We start from the raw sequence: 14432 nt of genomic DNA on the forward strand, positions 1-14432 counted from the left end.
TCAGCGCACCGCGCCCCAGGGGAGGACGGCGTGCACGCCGACCACCTGGTTCACCACCTGGGTGACCCGCAGGTCGACCACCGCGCTGGCCAGCGCGAGGGCGTCGGAGCGGCCGATGCCGTGCACCGCTGCCATGACGTCGAGCATCGCGTCCAGCGCCACCGCCATCGCCTCGTCCAGGTCGTCGGCGACGCCCATGGTCACCCAGCCCGCGGGGGTCCGCGCGACCGGCGTGGTGAGCGCCCGGCCGAACAGGTCCGGCAGCACGTCGAGGGTCAGGTCGATGCGCTCCAGCGGGCACTCGATCGCCGTCCCGGCGACCTCACCGTCGCCCTGCGCGGCGTGCCCGTCGCCGACCGAGAGCAGCCCGCCGGGCACGGTCACCGGCAGGTACAGCGTGGAGCCGGCGACCAGCTCGCGGCAGTCCAGGTTCCCGCCGTGCCAGTACGGCGGGATCGTCGAGTGCCGGCCCGGCTCGGCCGGGGGCACGCCGACCACCCCGGGGAACGGCCGCAGCGCGACCGAGTGCCCGGCCTGGTTGCGCCCGACCCCGGCGGTGGCGTCGAGGGTCCACCGGTGGACGGCGGGGGCCGCGGTCACGCCGAGCCACTCGTTGAGCGCGGTGGACCGCAGCCCGACGTAGGTGGTGCCGAACGGCCCGGGGACGACGTCGTCGATGCGGATGCTGAGCACCTGCCCGGGTTCGGCACCGCGCACGGCGATCGGACCGGTGAGCGCGTGCCCGGACGCCGGGTCGTGCGCGGGGTGCCGGGGGCGGGCGGCGAGGCCCGCCATGACGTCCGGGCCGGTGTCCGGGCCGGTGTAGGGGCCGGTCGACCAGCCGGAGTCCAGGGTGCCCAGGCGCACGGAGGAACCCGGGTCGACGGTCAGCACCGGGGGCCGGGCCGGATCCCAGGAGCCGTGCAGCGTGCGCTCGTCGGGCAGCAGGACGTGGTTCGGCGCCATGCCCCCATCCTGGCCGGGCACGCCTGCGCCCCCGTCCGCGGGAGCGGAACGGGGGCGCAGATCGGCCTGGCTGCAGGGTCCCGCGGCGCGCGGAGCGCGTCGTGGGGGGCCAGTCAGGGTCTTACTCGACCGGGACGGCGGCGGCGGCCTTCTTCAGGTTCGAGCCGGCGGTCACCTTGACGGTGTTGGCAGCGGCGATCTCGATGGACTCGCCGGTCTGCGGGTTGCGCCCGGTGCGCGCGGAGCGCTGCGCGCGCTCGACGGTCAGCAGGCCGGGGACGGCCACCTTGTCGCCGCGGGTGATGGCGTCGACGAGCTCCTCCTGGAGACCGTTGATCACGGAGTCGACGGTGCTGGCGGGGACGTCGGCGCGCTTGGCGATGGCGGAGACGAGTTCGGCCTTGTTCATGCGGGTTCCTCTCGGTGTCGTGATCGGCGGCCCGGCCCTCGGGCGGGCCGCCGTGGTCGTCGCGCCCGGTCGGACCGGGTGCGGCCCCCGGGCGTCCTGGCGGACGCCGGGGCCTCCACCGGGCTCGCCGTCGGTGTGACGGGTGCCCGGTGGGCGGATCTGGCCGACCCCGTCGTCGACCAGCAACGGGCGGCACGTTGCCATGCCGACCTGGGTGTTGGCGAGCGATGGGTCCGGATTCCCGGGCCTTTCTACCCGCAGGTCACTTTCGTCACGCAGTTGATCACGCCGAGTCCAGCGCGGCACCATCGGCTCTCCTGCAGGGGCCCGGTGCGAGCCTGCGAGCGACGGGGGGCAGGAGGGTCCTTCAACTAGCGTGGACGCCATGCCACAGCTCCCCGGGACCGACCTGAACGTCAGCGACCTCTGCCTGGGCGGCAACGTCTTCGGGTGGACCGCCGACGAGCCGACGTCCTTCGCCCTGCTCGACCGGTTCGCCGACGCCGTCCCCAGCACCCAGTCGCCGTTCGTCGACACCGCGGAGATGTACGGCAACGGCGTCTCCGAGACCATCCTGGGCAACTGGATGGCCGAGCGCGGCATGCGCGACCGGATGGTGGTGGCCACCAAGGCCAGCCCGGGGGAGAAGGAGCACCCGCTGTCGGCGGGGGAGATCCGGGCGGCCTGCGACCGGTCGCTGCAGCTCCTGCAGACCGACCACATCGACCTCTACTACGCCCACTACGACGACGAGAGCACCCCGCTGGAGGAGACGCTGCGGGCCTTCGACGAGCTGGTGCAGGCCGGCAAGGTGCGGTACGTCGCGGCGTCGAACTACTCCGCGGCGCGGCTGACCGAGGCGCTGCGTACCTCCGACGAGCTCGGCATCACCCGGTACGTGGCGCTCCAGCCGCACTACAACCTGATGGAGCGCGCGGTCTACGAGGACGAGCTGCAGGCCGTCGCCGCCGAGCACCAGCTGGGCGTCCTGCCCTACTTCGGGCTGGCCCGCGGGTTCCTCACCGGCAAGTACCGGGCGGGGGAGAGCATCGACTCCCCGCGGGCCAAGGGCGCGGCGCAGTACGTGGGGGAGAAGGGCGACCGGGTGCTCGCCGCCCTCCAGCAGGTCGCCGACGCCTACGGCGTGACCAGCGCCGCGGTCGCGCTGCGCTGGCTCGCCGACCAGCCCACGGTGACCGCGCCGATCGCCAGCGGCCGCAGCGTCGAGCAGCTGGCCGACCTGCTCCCGATGCTGGATCTGGTCCTCACCGACGAGCAGCGGCAGCTGCTCACCGACGCGAGCGCCTGAGAAAGACCCCGTCCTCCTCACCCCTCGCGAGCTCGGGGCGAGCCTCTGGACGGGCCTTCGGCTGGGCGCGTGGCGTGAGCACCTGCCGTTGCTATGCCGCGACGATGTGCGCGCGGACCTGGGCGACCAGCTCCGGCGGCACGCTGCCCAGGCCGTGGTCGGCGGTCGCGTGCGCGGCGACCTGGGAGAGGACGGCGTCCTCGTCCGGGGCGGTGAAGCGGGCGGTGCAGCCGGGGACGACGTCCCCGCAGGCGAAGGCCTTCACGGATCTCTCCTCGAGGCTCGGTGGACCGGACGTCGGGTGACGGCCGGGGGTCAGCGGCTGGCCGATGCGGAGGCCAGGTCCTCCATCCGCAGCAGGCCCAGCACGGTGCCGGTGCGGTCGGTGCAGACGACCGGGTCGAACCGGTGCACCGGCGGCCGGGTCAGCGCCCGCTGCAGCGTCTCGGCCACCCCGGCCGAGGGCAGCACGCGCAGCGAGACGGGGGCGCGGTAGGCGGCGCCGGTGCGCGGGTCGGCGAGCACCAGCTCCACCGGCACCTCGTCGGCGTCCAGCACCACGTAGGGCGGCGGGGCGTCGTCGTCGCCGGGGCCGTGCTGCCGGACCGGGCGCAGCAGGCTGGCCACGCTCTCGCTGAGCTGGGCGCGGGCGACGCTGGCGCGCACCAGCTGCTCGGCCTCGGCGGACAGCGGGGCGAAGGAGGGCGCGGGCCGCCCGAGCAGCCAGCCCTGGGCGAGCGGGACGCCGAGCCGGGCGAAGGCGGCCAGTTCGCCGGGGGTCTCGATGCCCTCGGCCAGCAGCCAGGCGTCGATCCGGCTGGTGAAGGCGCCGACCATCTCGGCCAGCGCGGCCTTCACCGGGTCGGTGTCGGCGCCGGAGACGAGGGCGCGGTCGAGCTTGACCAGCTGGGGGCGGACCTCCGCGATCTGCTGCAGCCCCGACCAGCCGGAGCCGGCGTCGTCGATGGCGATCAGCGCACCGCGCCCGCGCAGCGCCGCGGTCTGCCCGCGCAGCGCGGCCAGGTCCGGGGTGGGCAGGTGCTCGGTCAGCTCGATGACCACCCGCCGCAGCGTCGCGGGCTCGGCCAGCGCGGCCGCCACGGGGCCGCTGTCGAGCAGGTGGGGGCTGACGTTGACGGTGAGGAAGGTGTTCGGCGGCAGGTCCGGCAGCGCGGCCAGCGCCCGGCGGAGCGCGAGCGCCTCGAGCTGGGCGCCCAGCCCGGCCTCGGCCGCCGCGGCGAACCAGACGTCAGGAGAGGCGGTGCCGGGGAAGCGGGCCAGCGCCTCGTAGCCGGCGACGGTCGCGGTGGCGAGGTCGACGATCGGCTGGAACACGATGCTCAGGTCGTCGGCTCCGGCCAGCAGCGGGCGGCAGTCCTCGTGCTGGGGGCGCAGGGTCGAGGTCACCTCTCCCAGATCGGCGCCGCCGCGCCGCTCCTTGAGCGCCCTGACCAGCACGGCGCCGCCGTCGATCACCCGTTCCGCGCCGGTGACGTGCCAGCATGGTGCGCCGCGCACACGCGTCCGGGCCCGCCGGACGCCGCCGCGCACGGGGACCAGGGGGAGGCCGGCCGGCGTGTCCGAGCTGCGTCCGTCCCCCGATCCGCTGACCGATCCGCAGCGGGTCGACGCCGCCCGCCGGCTCGCCGCCGAGCTGACCGGCACCGCCCCGTTCGATCGGCTGACGAGGATCGCCACCCGGCTGGTGGGCGTCCCGTCGGCGCAGGTGGTGCTGCTCACCGACGTCGCGGTCGCCGTGGGCGGCGCCGGCCGGCCGATCGCGGTGGGCGACTCCACCCCGTTGACCGAGGTGCCCGGGGCGGTCGCCGTCCGCGCCGGCGCGGTGCTGGTCGTGCCCGACGCCGCCACCGACCCGCGCGTCGCCGACCTGCCCGCGGTCGCCGCCGGGACGCTCAGGGCCTGCCTCTCGGTGCCGCTGCAGCTGGCCTCCGGTCACCGGGTCGGCGCGCTCACCCTGCTCTCGCCCGCCCCGCGGGAGTGGACCGAGCGGGACGAGCTGGTCGCGCGGGAGGTCGCGGCGACCGTCGTCACCGAGCTGGAGCTGGTCGCCGCCTCGGCCGCCGCCCGCTCCTCGCTGACCCGGCTGGAGCTGGCGCTCGAGGCCGGCTCCGTCGGCATCTGGGAACGGGACCTCCGCACCGGCCGGGTGTTCTGGGACGAGCGCAACGCGGCGATCTTCGGCGTCCCCGGCCCGGAGGAGTTCGACTCCGACGAGGCCCTGCTGCCCAGGATCCACCCCGACGACCAGGCCACCGTCGCCGACGCGATGCGGGCCGCGGTCACCGGCAGCGGGGAGTTCACGGCCGAGATGCGCGTGCTCCGCGCGGACGGCGTGGAGCGGTGGACGGTGTCCCGGGGACGGGTGCTGCGCGATGCGCTGGGCGCGCCGCTGCGGCTGGTCGGCACCACGGTCGACGTCACCGACGCGCGGGAGGAGACGCAGCGCCGGCTGGCCGCCGTGCAGCGCGCGGCGGCGATCGCCGAGGTCGCCGTCGAGCTGGCCAACGTGGCCGGGATGACCGACCTCGCCGAGGTCGCGCTGCGTGGCTGCCGCGCCGTGCTGGGCGCCTCCGGCACCGCCCTGGCGGTCTTCGACCCGGCCAGCGGCGAGCTGCTGCTGCACCTCACCCGCGGGCTGGCCGACGCCGTGGAGTCCGGTGCGGACGTCGAGCTGCCGCCCGGTGGCGTTCCGCTCGCCCTCGACGACGAGCTGCCCACCCAGTACGTGGCCCGGCACGGCGAGCCGGTGCTGCTGGCCGACCGGGCGGCGGCGGTGGCCCGCTTCCCGAGGATGGCGGAGATCGGTGACCTGGTCGGGGTGGGCGCGGTGGCCGCCCTGCCGCTGCGGGTGGAGGGCCGGCCGCAGGGCAGCTTCGTGGCGGTCTGGCCGGGCGGCCGGGCGTTCAGCGGCGACGACGTGGCGATGCTGGAGGCGCTGACCGCGCAGATCGGGCTGACCGTCTCGCGGTTGCACGCCGACGCCCAGCGGGACGCCGCGCTGGCCGCGCTGACCGCGGCCAACACCCGGCTGCAGCTGCTGGCCGAGGTGGGGCGGGTGCTCGCCGGCACCCTCGACATCGACCAGCAGCTGGACCGGCTGGCCGAGCTGGTGGTGCCGGCCCTGGGCGACTGGTGCTGGGTGGTGGTCACCGACGAGCAGGGCCGGATGCGCCGGGTGGCCTCGGCCCACTCCGACCGCGGGCGCCGCGAGGAGCTGGAGCGCTACGTGCGGGCCATGGTCACCGAGATGAGCGACGACGCCGCGGCGCGCGTGGTCACCCGCACCGGCCGCCCCGTCGTGCTGTCCCAGCTGGACCAGGCCTACCTGGAGCGGGCGCTGCCGGACTCCGATGCCCGCGCGTTGCTCGCCGCGCTGGCCCCGCAGGCCGGTGTCGTCGTACCGCTGGTGGCCCGCGGGGAGACCCTCGGCGCCCTCGGCATCTACACCGGTGCGGAACGGGAGGTGCGGACCGAGGCGGAGCTGGACACCGCGGTGGAGGTCGGCCGACGGGCAGGCGCAGCCCTGCAGCAGGCCCGGCTGTTCGGTCAGCAGCGGCAGCTGGCCGAGACGCTGCAGCGGAGCATGCTCACCGCCCCGCCCGCGCCGGACCACTGCGAGATCGTCGTCCGGTACGTCCCGGCCGCCGCGGGGGCCGAGATCGGCGGTGACTGGTACGACGCGTTCGTGCAGCCCGACGGGGCGACCGTGCTGGTCATCGGCGACGTGGTCGGCCACGACAGCCGGGCGGCGGCCGCGATGGGGCAGCTGCGCGGGCTGCTGCGCGGCATCGGCCACCACACCGGCGGCACCCCCGCGGAGCTGCTCGGCGGGCTGGACCGGGCCGCCGCGGGGCTCGACCTGGACACCATGGCGACCGCGGTGGTCGCGCGCCTGGAGCAGGACGACCCGGAGCTGCAGCGGGGGCAGACCCGGGTGCGCTGGTCGTCGGCAGGGCACCCGCCGCCGGTGCTGATCGGGACCGACGGCTCGGTCACGCTGCTCGACGACCAGGACCCGGACCTGCTGCTGGGCGTCGACCCGGGCACCCCGCGCAGCGACCGGGTCGCCACGATCGGCCGGGGCGGCACGCTGCTGCTCTACACCGACGGACTGGTCGAGCGCCGCGACCGCGACCTGGACGCCGGTCTCGCGGAGCTGCGCCGGGTGCTCACCGACCTCACCGACCTGCCGCTGGACGGGCTCTGCGACCAGTTGCTGGCGCGGATGTACCTGCCCGACACGGAGGACGACGTGGCGCTGCTCGCCGTCCGGGTGCACCCCCAGGACCGGCCCCGCCCCCCCGAGGCGGGTCCGCAGCGGGTGCCGCCGGGGATCGAGCCGGCGCCGCCGGTCACCCCGCAGGCCGCCGGCGGCTGACGGTCAGCGCCGCCCCCGCCCCCGCCCCCGGCGTGGCCGGGGCAGCCGCCGGCCCAACCGGCTGCGCGCCCGTTGCGGCAGGTCGACGGCGACCGGCGCCTCCCAGCCGCGCCACACCGAGAGCACCCGCAGGGCGGCCACCAGGGTGATGACGATCGCGGCGACGGGCAGCGGCGGCAGGTCCAGCGGCCCGGCCAGGACGGTGAGCACGGCGGCCCCGATCAGCGCGGCGACGGCGTTGTACGGGCCGGGCCCGACGATGTCCGCCCGCTGCGCCAGCAGCACGTCGCGGATGAGGGTGCCGCCGACCGCGGTGAGCGTGCCGATGAAGACCACCGAGGCGTTGGGCAGCTCGGCCAGCTGGGCCTTCTGCGCGCCGATGACGGTGAAGAAGCCCAGCGTGAGGGCGTCCAGCACCACCAGCAGCCGGGTGAGCCGGGACAGCCAGCCGGAGAAGTAGAAGGTGACCGCGGCGGTGACCGCCACGGTGGGCAGGTAGGCCGGGTCGGTCAGCGCGACCGGCGGGCCGGAGGCGAGCAGGACGTCGCGGATCAGCCCGCCGCCGAGGCCGCCGCTGATCGCCAGCAGCAGCACACCGCTGACGGCGAACCCCTCCCGGGCGGCCAGCAGCCCACCGGTGAGCGCGCCGATGACGATCGCCGCGAGGTCGACCACCTGCGGGATGCGCAGCGTCTCGACCGTCGCCGCCAGGACCTCCACGGCCGCACATCATCCCGGTCGGGCGCGGTCCTCCGTGCGACCGCCGCCGGACCGCCCGCTCGTCCGGTTGATCATCGGCGAACGGCTGCTCCCGGCGGCGTGCCGGGCAGCCGTTCGCCGATGATCAACGTGTGGCCCTACTGGGCGGGGGCCAGCTCCAGGTCGGTGGCGGTCGCCGGTGCCTCCGGATCGGTGTCCTGCGACCGCAGCGCGGCGTCGTGGGCGGCCATCGTCTCCTGGCGCTCGGGCTCCTCGGCCAGGATCGCGCAGTTCAGCCACGCCTCGGGGATCGCGAAGGCGTCGACCAGGGTGCGCATGTGCGGGCGCAGCTCGGTGAGCAGCTCGTTGACCGCGCCGGTCAGCGCCTTGGCCCGCTGCGGGGTGATCCGGGAGTGCTCGAGGAACCAGCCCTTGTCCGCCTCGATGGTGGCGAGGGCGAACAGGTCGCAGACCCGGGACAGCAGCGCCCGCGCGGCCGGGTCCGCCGTCCGCTCGATGCCGGCGACGAAGGCCTCCAGCACCACCCGCTCCATGTGCGCCTCGGCGGCCTTGAGGGCGTGGTCCTGAACGTCGTTGAAGACGTCGAACTGCCGGCCGTCCCGGTGGGTGGCGGCGTTCTTGCGCAGCCGCTTGATCACGCCCTCCAGGACGTGCTTCTCCCGGTCCTCCAGCAGCTTCAGCTGCCAGCCGCGGTCGGTGAAGGGGACGTCGTCCTCCCGGCCGGGGACGGCGTCGACCAGCCGCTGGATCAGCGCGCGGGCCGCGGTGCGCTCCAGCACGGTCTCCCGCACCTGCTCGGCGACGAACGCCGCCTTGCCCCAGCCGTCCAGCGACCCGAAGGCGTCCCGGTAGCCGGTCAGCAGGCCCTTGGCGACCAGCTGCAGAAGCACGGTGTTGTCGCCCTCGAAGGTGGTGAAGACGTCGGTGTCGGCCTTGAGCCCGGGCAGCCGGTTCTCCTGCAGGTAGCCCGCGCCGCCGCAGGCCTCACGGCACAGCTGGATGGTGCGGGTGGCGTGCCAGGTCTGCAGCGCCTTGAGCCCGGCGGCCCGGGACTCCAGCTCGCGCTGGGCCCCCTCGTCGACGGACCCGGCGCCCAGCACGTCGTGCATCGTGCAGAGCAGCTCCTCCTGCGCGAAGGAGAAGGCGTAGGTGCGGGCCAGGGCGGGGAGCAGCTTGCGCTGGTGCACCAGGTAGTCGTTGACCACCACCTCGCGCTCCTCACCGGGGGCGGAGAACTGGCGGCGGACGTCGCCGTAGCGGACGGCGATCTCCAGGGCCACCTTGGTCGCCGACGACGCCGAGCCGCCGACGCTGACCCGCCCGCGCACCAGGGTGCCGAGCATGGTGAAGAAGCGCCGGGTCTCGTTCTCGATGCTCGAGGTGTAGGTGCCGTCGGGGGCGACCTGGCCGTAGCGGTCCAGCAGCATCTCGCGCGGGACGGTGACGTGGTCGAAGGTGAGCCGGCCGTTGTCCACGCCGAGCAGCCCGGCCTTGGGGCCGTCGTCGCCGATGGTCACCCCCGGCGCCGGGTTGCCGTCTGCGTCGCGGATCGGCACCAACCAGGCGTGCACCCCGTGCCGCTGCCCGCCGGTGACCAGCTGGGCGAAGACGACCGCCATCCGGCCGTCCTTCGCGGCGTTGCCGATGTAGTCCTTGCGGGCGGCCTCGTGCGGGGTGTGCAGGTCGAAGGTCTGCGTCGCCGGGTCGTACGTGCAGGTGGTGCGCAGCTGCTGGACGTCGGAGCCGTGGCCGGTCTCGGTCATCGCGAAGCAGCCGGGCAGGTCGAAGCTCATGATCGCCGGGAGGAACTCGTCGTGGTGGCGCTGGGTGCCCAGCGCCTGCACGGCCCCGCCGAACAGGCCCCACTGCACGCCGGCCTTGACCATCAGCGAGAGGTCGGCCTGGGCGAGCATCTCGATGGAGACCACCGAGCCACCGCTGTCGTCGGACCCGCCGTACTGCGTCGGGTAGCCGAGGGCGACCCGGCCGGTGGCCGCCAGGTCCGCGGCCAGCCGGGTCACCCGCTCGCGGGCCTCGGTCATCGTCTCGCCGTGCACCGTCGCGTAGCGGGTGGTGCCGAGCTGCTCGCGGGCGTCGCGGCGCACGTGCGCCCAGCGGCCGTCGAGGGCCTCGGTCAGCCGGGCGGGGTCGACCGGCGTCAGCGGCGTCGGTGTGCTGGTCATGCTTCCTCCATCGGACGGGCGGGGGGAGTGGTTGAGGGCGCGGGGGTGACCGTGGGGGTGACCACGCCGCGCAACCCGGTCCAGGCCAGGTCGGTCAGGTGGGCGGCGAGCTGGGCGCGTGGCATCGGCCGCTCGGCGCGCAGCCACCAGTCGGCGGCGGCGCGCACCAGCCCGATCACCCCGTGTCCCCAGGGCGCGGCGGCGGCGGTGTCCTGCCCGGCCCGGTCGAGCGCGGCGGCCACCAGCGCACCGACCTCGTCGCCGATCAGGTCGGAGAGGCTGCTGATCGGATCGGCGGCGACGGGCTGGTCGACCCGGGCCGAGCCGACGACGAAGCGGTACACCGCAGGGTCGGCCTCGATGAACGCCAGGTAGGTCTCCACGGCGGCCGACACCATCTGCCGGGGGTGCTCGCTGCCGCCGATCGCCTCCCGCAGCTTGCGGGTCAGCTGCTCGGCGACCAGGGCGCAGACGGCGACGCGCAGCTCGCTGCGGTCGGCGAAGTGCCGGTAGACGACGGTCTTGCTGGTGCCGGCCTCGGCGGCGATCTCGTCCATCCCGACACCGGGGCCGTGCCGGCCGACGGCGGCCAGCGTCGCCTCGACCAGCTGCGCGCGCCGCGCGCGCCGGTGGGCGTCCCAGCGGGAGTCGCGCCGGTCCCGCGGTGCCGGCGCCGTCTCGGTGTTCACGACACCGAAAGTACCTGATACCGTCGGTACCGAACACGGGCGCTCGCCCGTCTCCGCCAAAATGGCCATTTTGGCGAGGAACCCCCCTCGTCCTGGAGGTCCCCATGGCTGCGCAGACCCGGAAGGCCGCGATCGTCGGCGGCAACCGCATCCCGTTCGCCCGCGCCAACGGCGCCTACGCCCGCGCGAGCAACTCCGACATGCTCACCGCCACCCTCGACGGGCTGGTGGCCCGCTTCGGGCTGCAGGGCGAGCAGGTGGGCGAGGTGGTCGCCGGCGCCGTCCTCAAGCACTCCCGCGACTTCAACCTGACCCGCGAGGCGGTGCTCGGTTCGCGGCTGTCGGCCGCGACCCCCGCCTACGACGTGCAGCAGGCCTGCGGCACCGGCCTCGAGGCCGCGATCCTGGTCGCCAACAAGATCGCCCTCGGGCAGGTCGAGTCGGGCATCGCCGGCGGGGTCGACACCGCCTCCGACGCCCCGGTCGCGGTGAGCGAGGACCTGCGCCGCGTGCTGATGGAGCTCAACCGGGCGAAGACCGTGCAGCAGCGGCTCAAGGCGCTCGGCCGGCTGCGCCCGGGCCAGCTCGCGCCCGAGATCCCGCGCAACGCCGAGCCGCGCACCGGCCTGGCCATGGGCGACCACGCCGCGATCACCGCGCAGGAGTGGGAGATCGGCCGCGAGGAGCAGGACGAGCTCGCCGTCCGCTCGCACCGAGCGCTGGCCGCCGCCTGGGACGCCGGCTTCTTCGACGACCTGGTGACGCCGTACCTCGGGCTGGCGCGCGACAACAACCTGCGGCCGGACACCTCGGTGGAGAAGCTGGCGAAGCTGAAGCCGGTCTTCGGCCGCGGCGAGGACGCCACCATGACGGCGGGCAACTCCACGCCGCTGACCGACGGCGCCTCCGCGGTGCTGCTCGCCTCCGACGAGTGGGCCGCCGCGCACGACCTGCCGGTGCTCGCCCACCTGGTCGACGCGCAGACCGCCGCCGTCGACTACGTGCACGGGGGCGAGGGGTTGCTGATGGCCCCGGCCTACGCGGTGCCGGCGCTGCTGGCGCGCAACGGCCTCACCCTGCAGGACTTCGACTTCTACGAGGTGCACGAGGCGTTCGCCTCGACCGTGCTCGCCACCCTGAAGGCGTGGGAGAGCCCGGCGTTCTGCAAGGAGAAGCTGGGCCTGGACGCGCCGCTGGGCTCGATCGACCGGTCGAAGCTGAACGTGCACGGCTCGTCGCTGGCCGCCGGGCACCCGTTCGCCGCGACCGGCGGCCGGATCGTGGGAATGCTGGCGAAGATGCTGCACGAGGCCGGCCCGGGCAAGCGCGGGCTGATCTCCATCTGCGCGGCCGGCGGTCAGGGCGTCGTCGCCATCCTCGAGAGCTGACCCCGCCCCCCCTCTTCACTTTCCGCGCCGAAAGCGAGCCGCACATCCTCGCTTTCGGCGCGGAAAGCGAGCCAGGAAAGGACGACGACTTCACGTGAGCGACTGGTACCGCGACTTCGCCAACTCTGGCGTCGGCACGACGATCACCAAGCAGCTGGGCCTGCCCCGGCCGGCGCAGCTGCGCCGCTACGAGCCCGGGCAGCCGCTGCTCCCCGGCCCCGCGCTGGTGGGCTCCGCCGGCGCGGGCCGGCTGCGCGACCAGGTGATCGCGCTGCTGCGCGACGCCGGGGTCACCGTCGTCTCCCCGGTGGTGGCCGACGGCGACGACGACGGCGCGAAGCTGGGCGCCGTCGTGCTGGACGCCACCGGCCTGACCGGCCCGGGCGACCTCGCCGCCGCCCACGACCTGCTCGCCCCCGCGGTGAAGCGGCTGGGCGCCAGCGGGCGGGTGCTGGTGCTGGCCGACCCGCCGGCGACGGCGGAGAGCCCGGCGCAGGCCGCGGCCCGGCAGGCGCTGGAGGGGCTGGTCCGCTCGCTGGCCAAGGAGCTGCGCAACGGCGCCACCGCCAACCTGGTGCTCGTCCCGGCCGGCGCGGACGCCTCGCTGGGCAGCCCGCTGCGGTTCTTCCTCTCCGGCCGCGCGGCCTACGTCGACGGCCAGGTGCTCACCCTCTCCGCCGCCGACGTCCCGGCCGAGACCGACGCCGTGCGCCCGCTGGCCGGCGAGGTCGCCGTCGTCACCGGGGCCGCCCGCGGCATCGGCGCGGCGATCGCGAAGGTGCTGTCCCGTGACGGCGCGCACGTGGTGGTCGTCGACGTCCCGGCCGCCGGTGAGCAGCTGGCGCAGGTGGCCAACGAGATCGGCGGCACGGCGGTGGCCCTGGACATCACCGCCGACGACGCCGGCCCGCGCCTGGCGAAGCAGCTCATCGCCCGGCACGGCGGGGTGGACGTGGTCGTGCACAACGCCGGCATCACCCGGGACAAGCTGCTGGTGAACATGGACGCCGCCCGCTGGAACTCGGTGATGGCGGTGAACCTGCAGGCGCAGCTGGACATCACGCAGGCGCTGCTGGCCACCGAGGGCGCGCTCAAGCCCGGCGCCCGGGTGGTCAGCGTCAGCTCCCAGTCGGGGATCGCGGGCAACCGGGGGCAGACCAACTACGCGGCCAGCAAGGCCGGGATCATCGGGATGGTGCGCGCCTGGGCGCCGGAGTTCGCCGCCCGCGGCGCCACCATCAACGCCGTCGCGCCCGGCTTCATCGTCACCGAGATGACCGCGAAGATGCCGCTGGGCACCCGGGAGCTCGGGTCGCGGCTGAACTCGCTCCAGCAGGGCGGGCTGCCGGTCGACGTCGCGGAGACGATCGCCTTTCTCGCCCAGCCGGCCAGCGCCGGGGTCAACGGCCAGGTCGTGCGGGTCTGCGGCCAGTCGCTGCTGGGGGCGTGATGATCGTCCTGACCGACCCACCGAACATGGCGGCGCTGTTCGCGAAGGCAGCGGTCACCGCCCGCGGCCGCGGCGGCGACCTGCCCGACACCCACCTGGCCCGCACCGGGGTGGCGGTCGACCCGGCGCAGCTGGCCGACTACGCCGCGGTCTGCGGGTTCCCGCTGGCCGACGCGCTGCCGGTCACCTTCCCGCACGTGCTGACCTTCCCGCTGCAGGTCGCGCTGATGGCCGACCGCAGCTTCCCGCTGGCGCTGCCCGGGCTGGTGCACGTGCGCAACCGGATCACCGTGAACCGGCCGATCGGGGTCGACGAGCGGCTGGACCTGGAGGTCTGGGCCGACCGGTTCGCGGCGCACCGGAGCGGGGCGACGGTCGACCTGGTCGCGTCCGTGCGCAGCCGCGGCGACGAGGTGTGGCGCGGGCGGTCCACCTACCTGGCCCGCGGGGCGACGGCGCCGGACGGCGCCCCGGAGGCCGACGTCGAGGTGCCGGTGGGCGACGTCGAGCGGGTCGCCGCCCGCTGGCGGGTGCCCGACGACGCCGGACGCCGGTACGCGAAGGTCTCCGGCGACGTGAACCCCATCCACCTCTCCGGGCCGACGGCGAAGGCGTTCGGCTTCAAGCGGGCGATCGCGCACGGCATGTGGGTGAAGGCCCGGGCGCTCGCGGCGCTGTCGGGCCGGCTGCCCGACGCGGTCAGCGTGGACGTCGGCTTCCGCAAGCCGCTGTTCCTGCCGTCCACGGTCACCCTCGCCACGGCCCAGGTCGACGGTGGCTGGGACCTCGCGGTCCGCAACGAGAAGAGCGGCGTCGAGCACGTCGTCGGGGTGGTCCACCCGGCCTGAGCACCCCGGACGAGTGTGATCTGCCTTCCACCTACCGGGAGACGGCTACGAAGAGTGGGGTGACTTTCCGT

12 protein-coding genes are annotated in these 14432 nt (G+C 75.2%); 5 read left to right on the top strand and 7 right to left on the bottom strand.

The genetic code is table 11. From position 1 onward, the window contains the following. Both ACI79A_RS01985 and ACI79A_RS01990 read right to left on the bottom strand, forming a co-directional pair. Window positions 1-966, bottom strand: a complete 966-nt coding sequence (locus ACI79A_RS01985) for an acetamidase/formamidase family protein (protein WP_457079378.1) — start codon at window positions 964-966, stop codon at window positions 1-3. A 121-nt stretch (window positions 967-1087) separates the two neighbouring features. Next, complete coding sequence (locus tag ACI79A_RS01990) at window positions 1088-1375, bottom strand: HU family DNA-binding protein (protein WP_457079380.1); 288 nt, start codon at window positions 1373-1375, stop codon at window positions 1088-1090. A gap of 385 nt (window positions 1376-1760) precedes the next feature. Between ACI79A_RS01990 and ACI79A_RS01995 the strand changes: the two genes are divergently transcribed. Beyond that, window positions 1761-2684 (top strand): aldo/keto reductase, encoded by a 924-nt coding sequence (locus ACI79A_RS01995; RefSeq protein WP_457079382.1) that lies wholly within the window; start codon window positions 1761-1763, stop codon window positions 2682-2684. Between the two features lie 91 nt (window positions 2685-2775). On the opposite strand, the gene ACI79A_RS02000 is transcribed toward ACI79A_RS01995, so the two are convergent. Both ACI79A_RS02000 and ACI79A_RS02005 read right to left on the bottom strand, forming a co-directional pair. Beyond that, window positions 2776-2949 (bottom strand): DUF1059 domain-containing protein, encoded by a 174-nt coding sequence (locus ACI79A_RS02000; protein ID WP_457079384.1) that lies wholly within the window; start codon window positions 2947-2949, stop codon window positions 2776-2778. 50 nt (window positions 2950-2999) lie between these two features. Next, window positions 3000-4202 carry an EAL domain-containing protein gene (locus ACI79A_RS02005; protein WP_457079386.1) on the bottom strand — a complete coding sequence of 401 codons (1203 nt, stop codon included), beginning with the start codon at window positions 4200-4202 and terminating at the stop codon, window positions 3000-3002. A gap of 58 nt (window positions 4203-4260) precedes the next feature. Here ACI79A_RS02005 and ACI79A_RS02010 point away from each other — a divergent pair, with 58 nt between their 5' ends. Continuing rightward, the gene (locus ACI79A_RS02010) at window positions 4261-7083 is read left to right on the top strand and encodes a SpoIIE family protein phosphatase (protein ID WP_457079388.1); all 2823 of its coding nucleotides are present in this window, start codon (window positions 4261-4263) and stop codon (window positions 7081-7083) included. Between the two features lie 3 nt (window positions 7084-7086). Here ACI79A_RS02010 and ACI79A_RS02015 read toward each other — a convergent pair whose 3' ends face one another. The 3 genes from ACI79A_RS02015 to ACI79A_RS02025 all read right to left on the bottom strand — a co-directional run bounded on the left by ACI79A_RS02015 (window position 7087) and on the right by ACI79A_RS02025 (window position 10675). Continuing rightward, window positions 7087-7803 carry a trimeric intracellular cation channel family protein gene (locus ACI79A_RS02015; RefSeq protein ID WP_457079390.1) on the bottom strand — a complete coding sequence of 239 codons (717 nt, stop codon included), beginning with the start codon at window positions 7801-7803 and terminating at the stop codon, window positions 7087-7089. A 137-nt stretch (window positions 7804-7940) separates the two neighbouring features. Next, window positions 7941-9986 carry an acyl-CoA dehydrogenase family protein gene (locus tag ACI79A_RS02020; RefSeq protein ID WP_457079392.1) on the bottom strand — a complete coding sequence of 682 codons (2046 nt, stop codon included), beginning with the start codon at window positions 9984-9986 and terminating at the stop codon, window positions 7941-7943. Further along, window positions 9983-10675, bottom strand: a complete 693-nt coding sequence (locus tag ACI79A_RS02025) for a TetR family transcriptional regulator (protein ID WP_457079394.1) — start codon at window positions 10673-10675, stop codon at window positions 9983-9985. The genes ACI79A_RS02020 and ACI79A_RS02025 overlap by 4 nt, the downstream gene beginning before the upstream one ends. A 104-nt stretch (window positions 10676-10779) precedes the next feature. Here ACI79A_RS02025 and ACI79A_RS02030 point away from each other — a divergent pair, with 104 nt between their 5' ends. The 3 genes from ACI79A_RS02030 to ACI79A_RS02040 all read left to right on the top strand — a co-directional run bounded on the left by ACI79A_RS02030 (window position 10780) and on the right by ACI79A_RS02040 (window position 14361). Further along, window positions 10780-12063 (top strand): acetyl-CoA C-acetyltransferase, encoded by a 1284-nt coding sequence (locus tag ACI79A_RS02030; RefSeq protein ID WP_457079396.1) that lies wholly within the window; start codon window positions 10780-10782, stop codon window positions 12061-12063. A 94-nt stretch (window positions 12064-12157) separates the two neighbouring features. Next, a complete protein-coding gene (locus ACI79A_RS02035; RefSeq protein WP_457079398.1) occupies window positions 12158-13513 on the top strand; it encodes a 3-oxoacyl-ACP reductase in 1356 nt (451 codons plus the stop codon). Next, window positions 13513-14361 carry a MaoC family dehydratase gene (locus ACI79A_RS02040; RefSeq protein ID WP_457079645.1) on the top strand — a complete coding sequence of 283 codons (849 nt, stop codon included), beginning with the start codon at window positions 13513-13515 and terminating at the stop codon, window positions 14359-14361. Before ACI79A_RS02035 ends, ACI79A_RS02040 begins: the two co-directional genes overlap by 1 nt. The last annotated feature ends 71 nt before the right edge of the window (window positions 14362-14432 follow it).

The sequence above is a fragment of the Modestobacter sp. SYSU DS0657 genome (genome assembly GCF_054050925.1).